We start from the raw sequence: 18231 nt of genomic DNA on the forward strand, positions 1-18231 counted from the left end.
ACAGGCGGTCAGTCGGCCGCCACCACCTGATTGCGCCCCTGGGCCTTGGCACGGTACATCGCCTGGTCGGCGCTGTTGAGCAGGGTGTGCAGGTCGCTGTGCGCCGCACTGGCCACCGCCACGCCGAAGCTGGCCGTCATGCCCTGGCGACCATCGCTGTGGTGCACGAACTGCAATTGGGCGATGGCTTGCGCCAACTGTTCGGCGATGCCCAGCGCCGTGTCCATCGGGGTGTCGGCCAGCAGCACCGCGAACTCCTCGCCGCCCAGCCGACCGTACACGTCGGTGTCGCGGAACGAGGCCTTGATCACCCCGCCGATCTGGCGCAGCACCTCGTCGCCGACCTGATGACCGTAGGTGTCGTTGATGCGCTTGAAGTGGTCGATGTCCAGCATCAGTGCGCACAGCGGGCGCTGCTCGCGCTGGCTGTGGGAGTACAACTGCTGGGCATGTTCGAAGAACGCCCGGCGGTTCTTCAGGCCGGTCAGCTCATCGGTTTGCGCCGCGCTGCTGGCGATGTGGTGCGCGCGTTCCATCTCGTGGGTCAGGCATAACGCCTTCTCCAGCGCCGCGCAGAGCTTGCCGGTGGCACGCAGCATGAACGAGGAAAACACCAGCACCGCCAGGGCCATGCCGGTCTGCAGCTGCGAAGGCTGAAACAGCAGCCACAGCGTGCAGGGCAGCAGCACCAGGCCGATGGCGGCCAGGGTCATCGAGCGGTAGGCGTAATAGCAGGATACCGCGCTGCCCGACATGCCCACGGCGAACAACAGCACGATCGCCTGGGCCAGCAGGCTGTCGTGCGGCATCACCGCCAGCGCCCCCAGGCCCCACACGCCGGCACTGAACACCAGGGTGACCCAGTATCTGCGTTCCCAGCGCGATGGGGTATGGCTGGTCTCGGGGCTGCGGTAGTAAGCGGTGAACAGCACGATGCGCGACAGGGTCGCCACGCTCAGCACGCCGATCCAGCTCAACGCGACGTTGTGTTCGATGTAGTCCCAGCACAGCCAGCACAGCATCACTGCGCCAAGAAAGCTGCCGTATACCGCGGTCAGCGACTGACGGAACAGCAACTGCAAACGGTCGGTACGGGCCAGTTGCGCCACAGTGGCATCAGGGTGCGAAAAGGGATGATCCATTGGCTATGCCCGCTATGGTGAAGCGCTGGTAAGCCGCATTGTGGCACTGTGCGATCATCTCGAACAGCCGGCTGTCGGCTGGGGCGCGCACGTGCGATTGAATGTTCAGAGGGTCGAGGATAGCCTGTGCGCACGGCGGCCATGCCGACGTCTGACGCCAGGAGTGCACCATTGGTCTTGAACCTCGATATTCGCAGCTATCAGGCTGAAAGCGCTCATCACCAGCATGACTTCACGCAACTGGTGCTGCCCATCTGCGGGCGCATGGAAATCGACGTGGATGGCCGTGGCGGCAGCATCGACAATGCCCTGGCGGCGCTGGTGCGACCCGGTTCGCAGCACGCGCAGCTGGCGCAGCCCGGCAGTCGCTTCCTGGTGCTCGACTGTGCCCCCGATGCACTGCACGGCCAGCCGTTCACGGCGCTGGCGCAACGCACCTACGTCACCATCCCGCCCGCCACCCGGCGCCTGATCGAATATGCCGAGCTCATCGGCCGTGACCAGCTGGCGGCCACTGCAACGCACCTGGCGCCCTTGCTGCTGGCGTCGCTGGCCGCCCTGCCGGTGCAGCCGAACCCCGGCCTCAACCGCCTGATTGCCCAGGTACACGCCCAACCAGCCGCCGCCTGGAGCAACGAACGCATGGCCCATGTCGCGGGCATGAGCCTCAGCCAGCTGCATCAGCGCTTTCGCGAGCTGCATGACTGCACCCCGCAGGGCTGGCTGACCCGCGTAAGGATCGAGCAGGCGCAGCGCTGGCTGGGCGACAGCCACCTGCCGATTGCCGAGATCGCCCTGCGCAGCGGCTTCAGCGACCAGGCCGCCCTTACCCGCGCCATGCAGCGGGTGGGCGGCATCACCCCCGCCGCCTACCGCAGGCGCCAGCAACAGCCTGGGTAAAAAACCCCGCAGTCGGCGCCAATACCACCACTGGCAAAACCCGCATGCTGGGCACCTTTCACGGCAGGGGTGGTGCGATGTTCGCTGATCGTTCGTTGGTAAAGGGGCTTGGCTACGGCGTGGCGGCCGGGGTGTGCTGGGGCGTGATCTTCCTGGGCCCCGAACTCACCCCAGGGTTGAGCGGGGTGCAGTTCGCGGTACTGCGGTTCCTGTGTTACGGGCTGTTTTCGCTGGTGCTGCTGATGCCGCGCCTGCACCGGGTATGCGCGCAGCTCACCCGTGCCGACTGGGTCTCGCTGTTCTGGCTGAGCCTGGTGGGCAACCTGGTGTACTACTCGCTGGTGGGCAGCGGCGTGCAACTGGTCGGCATCGCCACCACCTCGTTGATCGTCGGTCTGATCCCGGTGCTGGTGACCCTGGCGGGGCGCCATGACGCCAACGCGGTGCCTGTGCGGCGGCTGATCCCCTCGCTGACCCTGGCGATGGCCGGCGTGGCCCTGATCAGCCTCGATGCGTTGCACAGCGGCGCCGACACCCGCACCAGCAGCGGCCAGGTGATAGCCGGCCTGCTGTGCGCCGTGGGCGCGCTGGTGAGCTGGAGCTGGTACGCGGTGGCCAACGCCCGTCGGCTGGCCCTGGTCGGCGGCGTGTCCTCCCACGACTGGGCCTTGCTCACGGGCCTGATGACCGGCGCACAGGCGCTGGTGCTGGCGATTCCGGTGCTGGGCCCTGAAGTGGCGGCCCATGGCGCGGCAACCTGGGTTCACTTCGTGCTGGTGGCCGCGGGCGTGGCGCTGCTGTCGTCGGTGGTCGGCGGCGCCTTCTGGAACCAGGCCAGCCGGCTGCTGCCGCTGGCGCTCAGCGGCCAGGTGCTGGTGGTGGAAACCCTGGCGGCGCTGCTGTTCGGCTTTTTGTGGGAACAGCGGCTGCCCGGTGCGCTGGAGCTGGTTGCTATTGCGCTACTGGTCGGTGGCGTGGTCTGGTGCCTGAACTGCCACCGCAGCGATACTGCCAGTGCCACACCAACCTCCTCCTGAACCAATGGACTGTGAAATGCTCACCATCAGACCCGCTACCAGCGCCGATGCCCAAGTGGCCTACGACATACGTCGGGAGGCAGTCCGTCATCACTGCATCGGGGCCTACCCGGCAGAACAGATGCTGGCCTGGACGGCGGGCACGGCCGAGGATGGCTACGCCAGCCTCATGGCCAGTCACTTCTACATGGGGTGCATCGAAGGTGAGCCGGTGGCAACCGGCATGCTGGATGTGAATGCCCGTGAAATCGGGGCGATCTTCGTGTTGCCGGGGTACATGCAGCAAGGCCTGGGCAAACAGATGCTGGCGTTTCTTGAAGCGCTGGCGCGCAACCTGGGGCTGGCGCAGGTGAACCTGGACGCCACGCTGAACGCTGCAGCCTTCTATCGACAGTGTGGTTATGTGGGCGAAGCGACAGCGCTCTATCACTCACCCCGGGGCATCGACCTGGCGTGTGTGCCCATGACCAAGGTACTGGTATAGGTCGGCGCCGGCCTCTCGCGGGTCAAGCCCGCTCCCACAAGGATGGCGGTGTGCCTTGTGGGAGCGGGCTTGACCCGCGATGCTGTCACTTCGTCCCGAACATCGCCGTCCAGTAGATCCCCGCATCGCTCTTGGGGTCAACCGCATAGGCCGCGCCCAGCTCCTTGAACTGCGGGTTCATCAGGTTGGCGCAATGCCCGGCGCTGGCCAGCCAGCCATCGACCACCTTGCGCACGTTGTCCTGCCCGGCGGCAATGTTTTCCCCGATCAGCTGATAGCTGTAGCCCTGCAACTCGGCGCGGTCGCCCGGCATGCGCCCGTCACGGTCGCGGTGGTCGAAGAAATTGCCGTTGGCCATGGCCCGCGTATGGCCCTGTGAGGCCTCTGCCAGGGTGGTATTCCAGGCCAGCGGCGCGCTGGCCGCATAGGCCTGGGCGCCGCACTGGCGCGGCTGGGCCCGCGCACTGTTGATCGCATCGAGCAGCTTCTGCCCCTCCACCTGCGACTCCGCCAGCTTGGCACTGAGCAGTGGGCGCGCCAGCACGATGCGCCAGTCACGCCCTTCGCGGCTCACGCCCACATCGACGAACTGCGGGTCGAGCACCACCTTGCAGAAGCTCTCCTGGATCGCCTTCATCGCTGCCGCTGCATCGCGCGGCCCCGACAGGCTGATGGCCTGCACGCTGACCATCGGGTACGAGGCCTTCACCAGCGCCTGCTGCAAGTCACCGACACCGTTGGCCGGGAGCACCAGGCGCGGGTCGCTGGCCAGCGGCGGCAGCTCCAGCGACACCTGCTCGGCACAACGTTGCGACTGGCTGCGATAGCCATTGATCGACTCGACCAGTTGCGTCTCGTCGCTCGCCACCGCCAGCGTGGTGACAAGCATGCCCAGCGCCAACGCGCCCAGACGCAGCCTGGATGATAAGTCGTGCATGTAACTCTCCCTTGAACAAACTGCGCCCATGATGCGTGATTTTGTGTTGCTTTCGTAGCACCACGGGATGCGACGCATTATCAATACCTGCCTGTGCGCCGCTATCGAGCTTGGATGCGCAGTGCCGGCCGGCGTTCCTTGCCCTGCGCACAAATCCACCGGTTGACGCCCCTACCCTCACACCAGCCGCAGGCTGGCAGCGGCCTGCGCGCCCGTGTCGCCAAGGCGCTGCTGCACGAATGCCCTGGCCTGGCGGGTGAGTTGATCCAGATGACGGTCGCGCTGCTTTTCGGCGTCCACCATGGCCCGCTTGCCGTGCTGCTTGAGCAGGTAGGCGTGAATCTGCTGGACCTCAAGGGTGCGGTAGATCGGCGCCACGTCGAGCACCGCCAGCAGCCCCTCGGTGGCGTGATCGCGGGTGTTCATCAACACCTGCGGCCCGCGTGCCCCCAGCACCTGAAAGCCCATCGCCTCGAAATACGCAACCTTGCCCACGGCGCAGGCCAGCTCCACGTGCGGGTAGCGCTCGCGCACCTGCCCCAGCAGGGCCCGGGCGATGCCCTGGCGCCGATGCCCGGCCAGTACCGCCATGTACGCCACCGCACAGGCCTGGGGGTCGTCCTGCACCGGCAGGTACAGCACGAACCCCAGCAGCCGCGAGGGGTCCTGCTCGTCGGTGGCCACCAGCAGCTCCACCGGGATGCCGCGCGCGCCACTCAGGGCCTCCAGGTACAGGTGCACTTCATAGCCGATGCCGTACTGGTAAAGGCTGTACAGCGGGTTGCTCGGCGGCAGGGCCACGCTGCTGATGTCGGTCAGGTAGTCGACCACCATCTGCAGGATCTGGCCCTTGATCGGTTCGTCGGGGGGTGTTTGCAGCAGGGTGATGACAGGCATGCGGCGTCTGGCTCCGGAAACAGGGTGACCTTGCGGTCCTGGCGGGGATTCTACAGGTCTGCGCGGCCCCGCCCTACCCCGCGCTCAAGCCCCACAGCACCTGCAGCACATGGCCGGTGGCACGCTCCACCTCGCCGCTGCGGTGCGCGATGCCCAGCTGGCGCCACAGCAGCGGCTGCAACGGGCGCATCACGATGCGCGCATCGGCCAGCGGCGTGGAGCCCTCGTTGGGCAGCAGGGTGGCGCCGTAGCCGGCAGCCACCAGGCTCTTGATCGCATCGTTGTAGTTGAGCTGGATGCGCGGCGCCGGCTGCTGGCCGGCCGCGTTGAACCACTCCGAGGTCAGGCGTGACAGCCCGGTGCTGCTGTCGTTGAGAATCAGCGGCTGGGTCGCCAGCCACTCGGGCGTGACCTGCGTCGGGCAGTCCCAGCGGGCCGGCAGGTACGCCATGACCGGGTCGCGCCGCCAGGGCTCGATGCTCAGCCCCTTCACCGGGCTTTGCGGCAGGGCCACCAGGCCGATGTCCAGCGAGCCCTCGGCGAGCTTGTTGAGCGTTTCGCGCGAGGTCAGCACCGCCACCTGCACATCGATGCCGGGATGTGCATGGCCCAGGGTTTCCAGCGCCTGGGGCATCAGTTGCGCAATCGCCCCGGTGGACGCCCCCAATCGCACGCGCCCGGCCAGGCCCAGCACCTGGCGCTGCACGTCGTCCAGTGCCTGCTGCGCGTCGGCCAGCAGGCGGCGGGCGCGCTCCACCAGGGTTTCGCCGATGGCAGTGGGCTGCACGTTGCCACGGGTGCGCGAAAGCAGGGTGCCGCCCACCCGTGCTTCAAGCTCGGCGACATGCAGGCTGACCGTGGGCGGCGCCAGGTTGAGCACCTGCGCGGCTTCGGCGAACGACCCCAGGTCGGCAATCGCCACCAGGGTACGCAAACGGTCCAGGCTGATTTCACGCATGGGTGTTGCCTCTTCAGTAAAACTGAACCTGACCTTTGCCAAATTCAACTTTTCCTATCTTAACCGCGCATCGAAGATAAGCCCTGACCTTTTTCACGTGCGAGCACACTCATGGCCACACCCGTTGTATTCATCGATGGCGACCAGGGCACCACCGGGTTGCAGATCCACCAGCGCCTGCAGGGCCGAACCGACCTGCAGTTGCTGACCCTGCCCGCCGAACACAGAAAGAGCCCGCAGCACCGCGCCGAGGCGATCAACGCCTGCGACATCGCCATGCTGTGCCTGCCCGACGATGCCGCGCGCGAAGCGGTGGCCAGCATCTGCAACCCGGCGGTGCGGGTGATCGACGCCAGTTCCGCGCACCGTACCCACCCGGAGTGGGTCTATGGTTTCGCCCAGATGAGCCCGCAGCAGGCCGAGCGCATTGCATCAGCCAAGCGGGTGAGCAACCCCGGGTGCTACCCGACCGGGGCGATCGGCCTGCTCAAGCCGTTGATCGATGCCGGCCTGTTGCCGCAGGACTACCCTGCCAGCCTGCATGCCGTGTCGGGCTACTCGGGCACCGGGCGCGCCGGTGTCGAGCTGTACGAGGGGCCGGATGCGGCCGGGGCGCCGGCATACCAGGCGTATGGGCTGGGGCTTGCGCACAAGCACGTGCCGGAGATCCAGCAGTACAGCGGGCTGGGCCAGCGGCCGATGTTCATGCCGGCCTATGGTGCGTTCCGCCAGGGCATCGTGCTGACCATCCCGGTGCAACTGCGGCTGTTGGCGCCGGGTGTTACCGGGGAGCGCTTGCATGCGTGCCTGGCCGAGCACTATGCGCAATTGCAGCACGTCGAGGTGCTTTCGATGCAGCAGGCCAAGGCGCTGACGTACCTGGACCCGCAGGTGATGAACGGCACCGACGACCTGCGCCTGATGGTGTTCGAGAATGGCGAGCAGGTGCTGTTGGCGGCGGTGTTCGACAACCTGGGCAAGGGTGCGGCGGGGGCGGCGGTGCAGAATCTGGACCTGATGATGGGGTGTGAGTGAGGGGCACTTCCCTGGCGATTGGCGCGGTGGCCTCGCAGCAAAAGCCTGCATTGTGCATGTAGGCCCTGCGACCGCTTCGCGCTCGTTCGCCGGCAACGCCGGCTCCTACGCCCTGCGGGCAGACTCCGCTTCTCGCCGCCAGGCCGTAGGAGCGGGCCTTGCCCCGCGATCTGGTGCGCAACGCCAGTAAAACTGAACACGCGATCTGCCTGATACATCGTGCATTCAGGCGCTGCGACCGCTTCGCGCTCGATTCGCGGGTCAAGCCCGCTCCCACGCCCTGCGGGCAGATGCTGCCTCTGGCCGCCAGGCCGTGGGAGCGGGCCTTGCCCGCGATCTGGTGCGCAGCGCCAGTAAAACCTGCACACGCGGTTCGCCTGACACACCGCGCACTCAGGCGTTGCGACCGCTTCGCGCTCGCTCGCCGGCAACGCCGGCTCCTACGCCCTGCGGGCAGACTCCGCCTCTGGCCGCCAGGCCGTGGGAGCGGGCTTGATCCGCGATCTGGTGCGCAGCGCCAGCAAAACCTGCCCACGCGGTTTTTCTGCCCACTCCGTTGCCAACCTCGCCCCACCAAGGCACTCTGCCATCGCTCGGCTGTTGCGCACCCTCGGCAATAAGGACCATTGCAATGACCTCACCCGATTTTCGGCCCAAGCCCGTCCACCAGCTGATCAGGGAGGACAGGCAAAGCCCGGTCAATCGCTTCTGGATCCCCGCCTACCAGCGCGGCTACCGCTGGAAACCCGAGCAGGTGCAACAACTGCTGGAAGACATCCTCGAGTTCGCCTACCGCAAGAACCCGCAGAACGACGACTTCTACTGCCTGCAGCCGCTGGTGCTAAAGGCCCGCGACAATGGCCAGTATGAAGTGGTCGACGGCCAGCAGCGCCTCACCACGCTGCTGCTGATTCTGCGTTTCTTCAACCAGCGGCTCACCGAAAGACACCGCGCACCGGTGTTCGAACTCAGCTACGAAACCCGCCCGCACCTGCCGGATTTTCTGCTCGGGCCCTCGGCCGAACAGGCCCGCGGCAATGTCGATTTCTTCCACCTGTACCAGGCCATGCACAGCATCGAGCACTGGTTCGATCAGCACGACAACGAAGTCGACGACTTCAAGTCCACCCTGCTCAACCGCACCAAGGTCATCTGGTACGAGCTGGCCGCCAGCGAGAACCCGGTGGACGCCTTCACGCGCCTGAACATCGGCAAGATCCCCCTGACCGACGACGAGCTGATCCGTGCACTGTTTCTCAAGCGCAACGCCGACGACGCCTCGGGCGAAACGCCCCAGCAACTGCGCATCGCCCACGAATGGGATCAACTCGAAAAGGCCCTGCAGAACGACGCGCTCTGGTACTTCCTGAACGAGCAGCCAAGCACCGGGCAGAACCGCATCGGCTTCCTGTTCCAGCTGGTAGCCCGGCTGGAAGGCGCAAGCGCGCCAGCCCGACAGCGCTACTCCGTGTTCCATCACTACAGTCGCCGGCTGGCTGCCCCCGACGCCTCGGCGCAACCGCTATGGCAGCAGGTCAAGAACACCTGCATGCTGCTGGAGGAATGGTTCGAGGACCGCCGGCTCTACCACATCATCGGTTTTCTGGTGCAGCAGGGTGTCGCCGTGGCCGAGCTGTTCGCCCTCTCGCAAGGCCTGCCCAAGAGCCAGTTCGAACAGCGCCTGCGCCAGCGCGTGTTCATGCAACTGACCGGCTCGCCCCTGCCCCAGCCGGCTACCCGCGACGCCATTACCGATGCGCTCTCGCCCTTCCTCGCCGGCCTGGACTACTCACAGCGGGACAGATCGGCCATTCGCGCGACCCTGCTGCTGTTCAACCTCGCCAGCCTGCTGCAGAACCCGCAATCGAACGTGCGCTTCCAGTTCGACAGCTTCAAGAAGGAGCGCTGGGACATCGAACATGTGCGCTCGGTCACCGCCCACCGCTTCAACGGCGCCGAGGAAAAACAGCAATGGCTGCAGCGCTGCCTGCCGCACCTGCCGGACAAGACCGAAACCCGGCCTCTGCGCGAGGCCCTGGAGGCATTCATTGGCGACCCCAAGGGTGCAGACGATGAGGCTTTCAACGCGCTCCACCAGGCAGTGCTGGAGGCGTTCGGCGAAAACCAGGAGGTCGACGACAGCATCGGCAACCTCACGCTGCTCGACCAGAAGACCAACCGCAGCTACAAGAACGCGATCTTCGCGGTCAAGCGCGAGCGCCTGCTGGCCCTGGACCAGGGCGGCGTGTTCGTGCCGCTGTGCACGCGCAACCTGTTCCTCAAATGCTACAGCCCTGACGTCAAGCACCTGCTGTTCTGGGGCGAACAGGACCGCAAGGGCTACGCGCTTGCGCTCTTGCACACCCTGATAGCCTTCTTCGCCGACCCGCAGGAGCAGCACCCATGAGCGCCCACAGCCAGATCATCTTCGGCCAGCTGTTCGAGCGCTACGCCGGCACCCGCATCCCGCTGATCCAGCGCGACTACGCCCAGGGCAGGGCCGATACCGAAGAGGTGCGCAGCGAATTCCTCGGTGCCCTGGCGCGCGCCCTGGCACTGCCGCCCGACGACCCGAGCCTGCCGCTGAACCTGGACTTCGTCTACGGCACGCTGAACCCCCAGCGCCAGTTCGTCCCGCTCGACGGCCAGCAGCGCCTGACCACGCTGTTTCTGCTGCACTGGTACCTGGCGCAACGCGACGGTGAGCTGGCAGCCTTCGCCCAGCTGTTCTGCAACGCCAACGGCAGCGCCCGATTCGCCTACAGCGTCAGGCCCAGCAGCAGCGAGTTCTTCGACGCCCTCAGCCAGCATGCGCCCTCGCCCGCGCTGGGTGCCGACGACTCGCTGATCGAGCACCTCACCGACCAGCCCTGGTACTTTCGCCACTGGCGCCTGGACCCCACCATCCAGTCATGCCTGACCATGCTGCAGGCCATGCACGAGCGCTTTCACAACGCCGCCACCGCCCGTTTTGCCCGCCTGATCGATGTGCAGCGGCCGGTGATCAGCTTCCAGATCCTCGACCTGGACGACTTCGGCCTGGCCGACGACCTGTACATCAAGATGAACGCCCGCGGCATGCCGCTGACCGCCTTCGAGACATTCAAGGCGCGCTATGAACGGCACCTGCACACCCAGTTCGACGGTCACACCCGGCAGATGCACGGCAAGCCGGTCAGCACCGCGACCTTCTTCGCCTGGCGCATGGACACGCGCTGGGCGGATTTTTTCTGGAACTTCAGCAACGCCCCCAATGACGCCACGGCCCCCGCGACCATGCGCCTGTTCGACCAGGCGGTGATGAACCTGTTGCAGATGGTCGCCGCGGCCACCCGCGCGCCCGAGGCGCCGGGCTACGAAGCCGACCTGCTCAAGCTGCGCAACCGCCAGCAGCGCCTGAGCTACCAGGTGTACGAGGACAACGGCTGGCTCGATGATGCGTTTTCCGAAACCCTGATGCTGCTGCTCGAGGCCTGGAGCGAGGGGCCCGACAGTTTCACCACCCAGTTGCCCACGGCGTACTACTTCGACGAGGTCGCCTTCTTCAACCACGCCATCAGCGACCAGCCACTGAACTACACCCGCCTGGTGCAGTTCTGCGGCTATGCGATGTTCCTGCGCCGCCATGGCAGCAGCCAACCGCAGGCATTTGGCGAGTGGATGCGACTGGTGGTCAACCTGTCGGTCAATGCCAGCTACGACGGGCCGGACGATGTAAAGCGCAGCGTCAGCGGGCTCGGCGAAATGCTGGAGCAGGCGCTGGACATCCTCGCGCACTTTGCCAGCGTCGACAGGCCCGTCAGCGGCTTTCGCGGTACCCAGGTGCGCGAGGAAATCACCAAGGCGAAACTGATCGTCGCCGACAGCCAATGGCGGCCGCTGCTCGAACACGCCGAGCAGCACGGCTACTTCCAGGGCCAGATCGATTTTCTGCTCGACCACAGCAGCGCCGCCTGGGCGCTGCAAAGCCACGCGCACGCCACCTGGCAGGAACACTTTGCCAGCAGCCTTGCGCTGGCCGAGCAGATGTTCGACGACCACGGCCTACGCGCAATCGACGACTTCCTCTGGGAGCGCGCGCTGTTGAGCGAGGGTGATTACCTGCTCAAACGCGGCTACAACCATTCGTTCCTTGGCGACGGTCTCACGGGCCCTGGCACCTGGAAACGCCTGCTGGCCAATGAAGACGGCATGCGCGTGACGCTGTTCTGCCTCTGGAACCGACTGGACGAAACCCGCCCGCTGCCGGCCCAGTTGCAACGCATCATCGACCAGGCCCGGGTGCGGGAGCCGTGGCGCCAGGTGCTGATCCAGACCCCCTCGGCCCTCGGGTACTGCGCGTTGCGCCAACTGCGCTTCGAACGCGACCAGGTGTACCTGCTGGCCAGGGAACGCATGAGTGGCAGCCATGCCGAGCTGTTCAGCTTCGCCCTGCATCAACAGCTGCAAACCCCGCAGCGGCTGGCGCAACTGGCACCGCTGTCGGTCGAAGGCTACCTGCCGGTTTCCGGCAGTGCCGACGAACCCTACTTCTACCTGCTGCACAGGCACAGCCCGCAGGTGCACACCCATCTCTATGTCACCTCCACGCCGCATGGCTTCCTGCTGCAGATCGATGTCGATGAACTGCTCGGGCGCGACGCCCTGGCCCATGCCCTGCAGCAGGACTTCGACTTTGTCGTCGAGGCCGGCTACCTGCAGAGCCACTGCCCCCGCGACACGGTCGAACAGCGGCTGGTCGCGCTGGCCGGCCTGTTGGCGGCCTGAGGCACGCGGACTGCCCGCCGCCCTCCAAGTGGTCGGTTGATGCCCGCGCCCTGCCCCTATGCTTGGGCAGGTCGCGAGGCATGCAGCCTTGCCATCAACGAGGACCATCAGCGATGACCAGCAGTACCGCATCACTCGCCATCCGCCCCATCCAGCCCACCGACTTCGAGGCCTGGCTGCCGCTCTGGCTGGCCTATCAGGACTTCTACCAGGTCGACCTGGGCGAAGCCGTCAACGCCACCACCTTCAAGCGCTTTCTGGACCCCGACGAGCCCGTGTTCGCCGCAGTGGCCGAGTACGACGGCGAGCTGGTCGGCATGGTCACCTGGGTCATCCACCGCTCCACCTGGTCGACCACCCACTACTGCTACCTCGAAGACCTCTACGTCGCCCCGCAGATGCGCGGCCAGGGTACCGGCGAGCACCTGATCGCCTGGGTCAAGGCCGCCGCCGACCAGCAGCAGTGCACACGCCTGTACTGGCACACCCACCAGACCAACCATCGCGCCCAGCAGCTGTACAACCGTGTGGCCGTCAACCCCGGCACGATCCTCTACCAGATCGCGCTGTAACCTTCCCCCGTTCAAGGGCAGGCATGGACAGCCGGGCCCTGGCAGGTCAGCATGCCGGCCTGCCCTTCTTCACTGCACAGACGTCATGGCCCACAGTTTTCAACTCGACACCCTGAAGATCCGCCTGGCCGCCGCCGAGCTGGCCCCGCTGGAGCTGCGCGTGCGGGTACAGCGCGCCCTGCGCGAACTCATTCTTGCCGGCGAACTGCCGCCGGGTTGCCGCCTGCCCGCCACCCGCACCCTGGCCAGTTCCCTGGGACTGTCTCGCGACACCGTGGAGATGGCCTATGTGCAACTGCAGCTGGAGGGCTGCATCTGCCGCCGCCCAGGCTCGGGCAGCTATGTGGCCGAGCACCTGGGGCCGCGTCTGCTGGGTGCACGCCCCCCGCGCACCGGCGCGCCGCAGCACGCGCCTGCCACCGTCGGCCTCAGCGCCCGTGGCGCGGCGATCCTGGCCAGCGGCGGGGTCAGCGACCAGCAGCAGGTCAAGGCCTTCGCCACCGGCCTGCCCGAGACGCGCAACTTCCCCCTCGACACCTGGGACCGCCTGCAACGCCAGGCCCAGAAGGACTACCGCGCCCAGGTGCTGCTGCATGGCGACCCACTGGGTGCCGCGCCGCTGCGCCAGGCCATCGCCCGCTACCTGAACCTGGAACGCGGCGCCAGGGTGCACGCCGACCAGGTGCTGGTGCTGAGCAGCGCGCGCCAGGCGCTGTACCTGTGCGCGCAGGTGCTGGCCGACCCCGGCGGGCCGATCCTGCTCGAAGACCCGGGTTACTTTGGCGCGCGCAAGGCCTTCGAGATGGCCCAACTGCAGGTGGTGCCCGTGGCCGTGGATGAGCACGGCCTGCGCACCGACCTGCTGCGTGCTGACCGCAGCGGCGCCAACACCGTCTACGTCACCCCGTCGCACCAGTACCCCACCGGCGTCACCCTGGCCCTGGAACGGCGCCTGGACCTGATTGCCTGGGCCGCCGAGCGCAACGGCTGGATCATCGAGGACGACTACGACAGCCAGTTCCACTACGACGGCCTACCCACCGCCTGCGTGCAGGGCCTGGACAACGCGCAGCGCACGATCTACCTGGGCACCTTCGCCAAGTCGCTGTACCCCGGCCTGCGCATGGGTTTCATGGTGCTGCCGCCGGCCCTGGTCGCGCCCATGAGCCACGCGCGCAGCATGCTCGACGGGCACACCCCGCAACTGGCCCAGTTGACCCTGGCGCGGTTTATCGAAGACGGCCATTTCGCCGCGCACATTCGCGCCATGCGCACGCTGTATGCCGTGCGCCGCGAGGCCATGGCCGAGGCACTGCACCAGCACCTGGGCGGCATCGCCAGCGCGCAGCTGCCACCGGGCGGCCTGCAGATGCTGTGCCGCCTGGAGCACGGCTGGAGCGAGGCCGAGACGATCCGCCAGGCCGCGCGGGCGGGCATCCACCTGCCCGGCCTCAGCCGCCTGTACGCCACGCCGCCGGCACAGGGCGGCTGGCTGCTGGGCTTCGCAGCGCTCACCCCGCACCAGATCGGCAGTGCCGTGGCACGCCTGGCCAAGGCCCTGCGCCCCGGCGTGCGCAGCGGTCTGGCGCAGGCCAGCGAGGTGGACTGATCGGGCCACCCCTGGCGCGGATACGCTCGGCACCCGAGCCCATCCCACAAGGACCTGCCCATGAACCGAACCGCTTCGCGCCTGCACCCGCGTGACCTCGTCTCACCCACCCTGGCCGCCCTGATCAGCGTCATGGTCAACTATGGCGGCACCTTCGTGCTGGTGTTCCAGGCCGCGCAACTGGGCAACCTGACCGCCGCGCAAACCGCCTCGTGGGTGTGGTCGGTGAGCATCGGCGTGGGCCTGACCGGGGCCTGGCTGAGCTGGCGCTACCGCGCGCCGATCATCACCGCCTGGTCCACCCCGGGCGTGGCGTTCCTGGCCACGGTCATGCCGTTCACACCCTATGGCGAGGTGATCGGCGCCTACGTGCTGTGCGCCATCGGCTTCATCCTGCTGGGGCTGTCGGGGGTGTTCGAGCGGCTGGTGCGCTGGATACCGGCCGGCATCGCCGCCGGGCTGCTGGCAGGCATCCTGCTGCAGTTCGGGGTCAACGCCTTCGGCGGGGCCAGCGCCGACCCGCTGCTGGTGATCGTGCTGGTGCTCACCTACGCCGTGCTGCGCCGCTTCACCTCGCGCTTTGCCGTGGTCGGGGTGCTGGTGGCGGGCCTGGCCATGCTGCTGGCCCAGCAGCGCCTGGACCTGCACGGCGTGCACCTGAGCATGGCGCTGCCGGTGTTCGAAACCCCGCAGTTCAGCCTTGGCGCGCTGTTCGGCGTGGCGCTGCCGCTGTTCGTCATCACCCTCACCGGGCAGTACATGCCGGGCATGCTGGTGCTGCGCAACGACGGCTACACCACCAGCGCCAACCCGATCATCACGGTCACCGGGCTGGGGTCGCTGCTGATGGCGCCGTTTGGCGCCCATGCGTTCAACGTGGCCGCCATCACTGCGGCCATCTGCACCGGCAAGGACGCGCACCCCGACCCGGCCAGGCGCTACCTCGCCGGCATCGCCTGCGGGGTGTTCTACGTCACCGTGGGGGTTTTCGGCGTGACCCTGGCCAGCCTGTTCATGGTGCTGCCGCGCACTTTCGTCACCACCCTCGCCGGGCTGGCCCTGCTGGGCGCCATCGGTGGCAGCCTGGCCAGCGCGATGGGCGATGCGCGTACCCGCGAGACCGCGCTGATCACCTTTCTGGCCACCGCCGCCAATGTCACCCTGCTGGGTATCGGCGGCGCGTTCTGGGGGTTGCTGACCGGCCTGCTGGTGCATGCGCTGATGCACGCCGGCCGCCCGCTCAGCCCAGCCGTGGCGAGTGCGCCAGCAAGCCCTGGGTGTACGCCGCCTGGGGGTGGTCCAGCACATCCTGCGCCGGCCCCTGCTCGACAATCCGCCCTTCCCTGACCACCACCACGCGGTCGGCGATGGCGCGCACCACGCCCAGGTCGTGGGTGACGAACAGCAGGGTCATGCCCTCGCCCTGCAACTGCTTGAGCAGCGCCAGGATCGCCGCCTGCACCGACACGTCCAGGGCCGAGGTCACCTCGTCGCAGATCAGCACCGAAGGCTCGCACACCAGCGCACGGGCAATCGCCACGCGCTGGCGCTCGCCGCCCGACAGATGATGCGGGTATTTGTGCGCCGCATCCGGGGGCAGCGCGACCCGTGCCAGCGCCGCGTCGATACGCACCCGGCAGGCCGCGCCCTTGAGGCCGAAGAAGTGCTCCAGGGGCGCTTGCAGGCACTGCGCCACGGTCTGGCGCGGGTTCAGGGCGCGATACGGGTTCTGGAAGATGTACTGGATACGGTGGCGCGTGACCGCAGGCCGCTGGCGCGCCAGCAGGCTCAGCGGCTGCCCGTCGAAGGTCAGCTCGGCCTGGGCGGTATCGCCCAGCCCCGCCAGGGTGCGCGCCAGGCTGGTCTTGCCCGAGCCCGACTCGCCCACCACCGCCAGGCATTCGCCCTTGTACAGGTCCAGCGACAGGTCGAACAGCACCTGGCGGTCGTAGCTCAGGTTGAGGTCGCGCAGGCTCAGCAGCGGCGTGTCAGCGCAGCTGAGCATCGTTGCCGGCACCACCGTCGGCGCAGCCACAGCAGTCAGTTGCGGGTGCAGGCAGGCGACCTGCTGCGCGCTGTCCAGCACATTCAGCGACGGCTCCAGCGAGGTGCAGGCAGCGCTGCGGCGCGCGCACCGCGGGGCGAAGGCGCAGCCTTGCGGGCGCTGACCGGGCGCCGGGGCATGGCCGGCAATCGCCTGCAACGGGCGCTGGCGGGCCACGTCCGGAATCGCCGCCAGCAGGCCCAGGGTGTACGGGTGCGCGGGCCGCGCGAACAGGCGTTCGCGCTGCGCCACCTCGACGATGCGCCCGGCGTACATCACCATCACGCGGTCGACCAGGTCCTTGATCACGGCCAGGTCGTGGGACACGTACACCGCCGCCACCCCCTGCTCCTTGCACAGCCTGCGCAGGGTTTGCAGGATGTGCGCCTGGGTGCCGACGTCGAGGGCGGTGGTGGGTTCGTCGAGCACGATCAGGCGCGGGCGCAGCACGAAGGCCAGGGCCAGCATCACCCGTTGCTGCTGGCCGCCGGACAGTTGATGGGGGAAGCGCCTGAGAAACTCGCGATCGCCGGGCAGGCCGACGTCCACCAGGGTCTGCTGCAGGCGGTCGGCCTGGGCCGCGCGGGCAAGCTGCGGCTCGTGGGCCAGCAGGGTTTCGCGCAGCAGGTTGCCGATGCGCAGCGCCGGGTTGAGGGCCATGGCCGGGTCTTGCGCGACATAGCCGATCAGCCCGCCGCGGGCACGGCGCAGGGCATCGCCCTTGAGCTCGAGCAGCGAGGCGCCGGCGATATCGATGCGCCCGCCGGCAATCTGCGCACCGCGCCGGGCATGGGCCAGCAGCGCGGTGGCCAGGGTGGTCTTGCCCGAGCCGGACTCGCCGACAAGGCCGAGGATTTCACCGGGGGCCAGGCTGAAGTGGATGTGGTCGATGATATCGGCGCCGCTGGCGAGTTCGACCCGCAGGTTCTCGACCCGCAACGCTTCGCCGGCAACGCCGGCTCCTACAGGCGGTGCAAAACCTGTAGACGCCGGCGTTGCCGGCGAAGAGGCCATCAAGGCATGCGCATTCATTTGCGTTCTCCCGCACTGTGCCGGGCAATGCCCTCGGCCAGAATATTGGTGCCGTAGGCGAACACCCCGATCAGCAGCGCCGGTGCCAGCACCGCCCACGGCTGCACCAGCAGCCCGGCCTGGTTCTCGTTGATCATCAGCCCCCAGTCCGCCGCCGGCGGCGCCACGCCGTAACCCAGAAAGCTCAGGCCCGACAACATGCCCACGCCCCAGGTCAGCATGTTGCCAAAGTGCACCAGCAGCGGCGTCAGCACGTTGGGCAGGATCTCGCGAAGCAGAATCCGCGTGCGCGAAAAGCCCATCATCTGCGCCGCCTCCACGAACTCCTGGCTGGCCACCGCCACCGCACTGCCGCGCGCCAGGCGGATCACGCCGGGGGTAAAGGCAATTGCCACGGTCATCACGATCAGCCACGGCGCGCGCCCCAGCATCGACACGATCAGCAGCACCAGGATCAGGTCCGGAAACGCCAGCCACACATCCGCCAGCCAGGTGATGGCCTGGTCCAGGCGCTGGCGCGACAGCCCGGCCAGCAGCCCCAGCGCCGTGCCCAGCACCAGCGCAATGGCAGCGGCCGCCAGCGACATCCACAGGATCGACACACCGCCACCGAGCAACCGCGACACCACGTCGTGGCCCAGAAAATCATGCCCCAACGGCGCCTCGCCGCTGGGCGGCCCGTACACCCCGCCAACCATGTCGGTAGGCGCATGCGGCGCCAGCCACGGGCCCAGCAGCGCCAGCAGCACGATGGCCAGGGTCACCAGCCCACCCCGACGAATTTGCGGCTCACGCCAGACACTTGCACTGAACATGC

Annotated in this window: 15 protein-coding genes; 9 read left to right on the forward strand and 6 right to left on the reverse strand. The window is 67.5% G+C overall.

Features of this window, described 5'->3' with window-relative positions; genetic code table 11:
- Positions 1-8 precede the first annotated feature (8 nt).
- Positions 9-1142 (reverse strand): diguanylate cyclase, encoded by a 1134-nt coding sequence (locus tag N0B28_RS14625; protein ID WP_043860497.1) that lies wholly within the window; start codon positions 1140-1142, stop codon positions 9-11.
- Between the two features lie 171 nt (positions 1143-1313).
- Between N0B28_RS14625 and N0B28_RS14630 the strand changes: the two genes are divergently transcribed.
- The 3 genes from N0B28_RS14630 to N0B28_RS14640 all read left to right on the forward strand — a co-directional run bounded on the left by N0B28_RS14630 (position 1314) and on the right by N0B28_RS14640 (position 3563).
- Positions 1314-2042, forward strand: coding sequence for an AraC family transcriptional regulator (locus tag N0B28_RS14630; protein ID WP_345799351.1), 729 nt, complete (start codon positions 1314-1316; stop codon positions 2040-2042).
- Positions 2043-2119: 77 nt separating this feature from the next.
- Positions 2120-3079 carry a DMT family transporter gene (locus tag N0B28_RS14635; RefSeq protein ID WP_275727052.1) on the forward strand — a complete coding sequence of 320 codons (960 nt, stop codon included), beginning with the start codon at positions 2120-2122 and terminating at the stop codon, positions 3077-3079.
- 16 nt (positions 3080-3095) lie between these two features.
- Positions 3096-3563 (forward strand): GNAT family N-acetyltransferase, encoded by a 468-nt coding sequence (locus tag N0B28_RS14640; protein WP_058540690.1) that lies wholly within the window; start codon positions 3096-3098, stop codon positions 3561-3563.
- Positions 3564-3648: 85 nt separating this feature from the next.
- On the opposite strand, the gene N0B28_RS14645 is transcribed toward N0B28_RS14640, so the two are convergent.
- The 3 genes from N0B28_RS14645 to N0B28_RS14655 form a co-directional block, all read right to left on the reverse strand.
- A complete protein-coding gene (locus N0B28_RS14645) occupies positions 3649-4500 on the reverse strand; it encodes a CAP domain-containing protein (protein WP_043860494.1) in 852 nt (283 codons plus the stop codon).
- A gap of 177 nt (positions 4501-4677) precedes the next feature.
- Positions 4678-5397 carry a GNAT family N-acetyltransferase gene (locus N0B28_RS14650; RefSeq protein WP_043860493.1) on the reverse strand — a complete coding sequence of 240 codons (720 nt, stop codon included), beginning with the start codon at positions 5395-5397 and terminating at the stop codon, positions 4678-4680.
- Positions 5398-5470: 73 nt separating this feature from the next.
- Positions 5471-6355, reverse strand: a complete 885-nt coding sequence (locus N0B28_RS14655; RefSeq protein ID WP_275727056.1) for a LysR family transcriptional regulator — start codon at positions 6353-6355, stop codon at positions 5471-5473.
- Between the two features lie 111 nt (positions 6356-6466).
- Here N0B28_RS14655 and argC point away from each other — a divergent pair, with 111 nt between their 5' ends.
- From argC to N0B28_RS14685, 6 genes are all read left to right on the forward strand, one after another.
- Positions 6467-7390 (forward strand): N-acetyl-gamma-glutamyl-phosphate reductase, encoded by a 924-nt coding sequence (gene argC, locus N0B28_RS14660; RefSeq protein ID WP_275727058.1) that lies wholly within the window; start codon positions 6467-6469, stop codon positions 7388-7390.
- Between the two features lie 631 nt (positions 7391-8021).
- The gene (locus N0B28_RS14665) at positions 8022-9797 is read left to right on the forward strand and encodes a DUF262 domain-containing protein (RefSeq protein ID WP_275727060.1); all 1776 of its coding nucleotides are present in this window, start codon (positions 8022-8024) and stop codon (positions 9795-9797) included.
- On the forward strand, positions 9794-12157 hold the full coding sequence (locus N0B28_RS14670; RefSeq protein ID WP_275727063.1) for a DUF262 domain-containing protein: 2364 nt from the start codon (positions 9794-9796) through the stop codon (positions 12155-12157). Before N0B28_RS14665 ends, N0B28_RS14670 begins: the two co-directional genes overlap by 4 nt.
- A gap of 113 nt (positions 12158-12270) precedes the next feature.
- A complete protein-coding gene (locus tag N0B28_RS14675; RefSeq protein WP_054915360.1) occupies positions 12271-12729 on the forward strand; it encodes a GNAT family N-acetyltransferase in 459 nt (152 codons plus the stop codon).
- 85 nt (positions 12730-12814) lie between these two features.
- Positions 12815-14338, forward strand: coding sequence for a PLP-dependent aminotransferase family protein (locus N0B28_RS14680; RefSeq protein ID WP_054915361.1), 1524 nt, complete (start codon positions 12815-12817; stop codon positions 14336-14338).
- Positions 14339-14398: 60 nt separating this feature from the next.
- Positions 14399-15685, forward strand: a complete 1287-nt coding sequence (locus N0B28_RS14685) for a benzoate/H(+) symporter BenE family transporter (protein ID WP_104573100.1) — start codon at positions 14399-14401, stop codon at positions 15683-15685.
- Here N0B28_RS14685 and N0B28_RS14690 read toward each other — a convergent pair.
- Positions 15579-17414, reverse strand: coding sequence for an ABC transporter ATP-binding protein (locus N0B28_RS14690; protein WP_275727069.1), 1836 nt, complete (start codon positions 17412-17414; stop codon positions 15579-15581). The two genes, N0B28_RS14685 and N0B28_RS14690, sit on opposite strands and share 107 nt — an antisense overlap.
- Positions 17411-18229 (reverse strand): ABC transporter permease, encoded by an 819-nt coding sequence (locus N0B28_RS14695; protein ID WP_043860485.1) that lies wholly within the window; start codon positions 18227-18229, stop codon positions 17411-17413. The genes N0B28_RS14690 and N0B28_RS14695 overlap by 4 nt, the downstream gene beginning before the upstream one ends.
- Positions 18230-18231 lie beyond the last annotated feature (2 nt).

This window comes from Pseudomonas sp. SD17-1 (genome assembly GCF_029201585.1).
Taxonomy (GTDB): Bacteria; Pseudomonadota; Gammaproteobacteria; order Pseudomonadales; family Pseudomonadaceae; genus Aquipseudomonas; species Aquipseudomonas palmensis.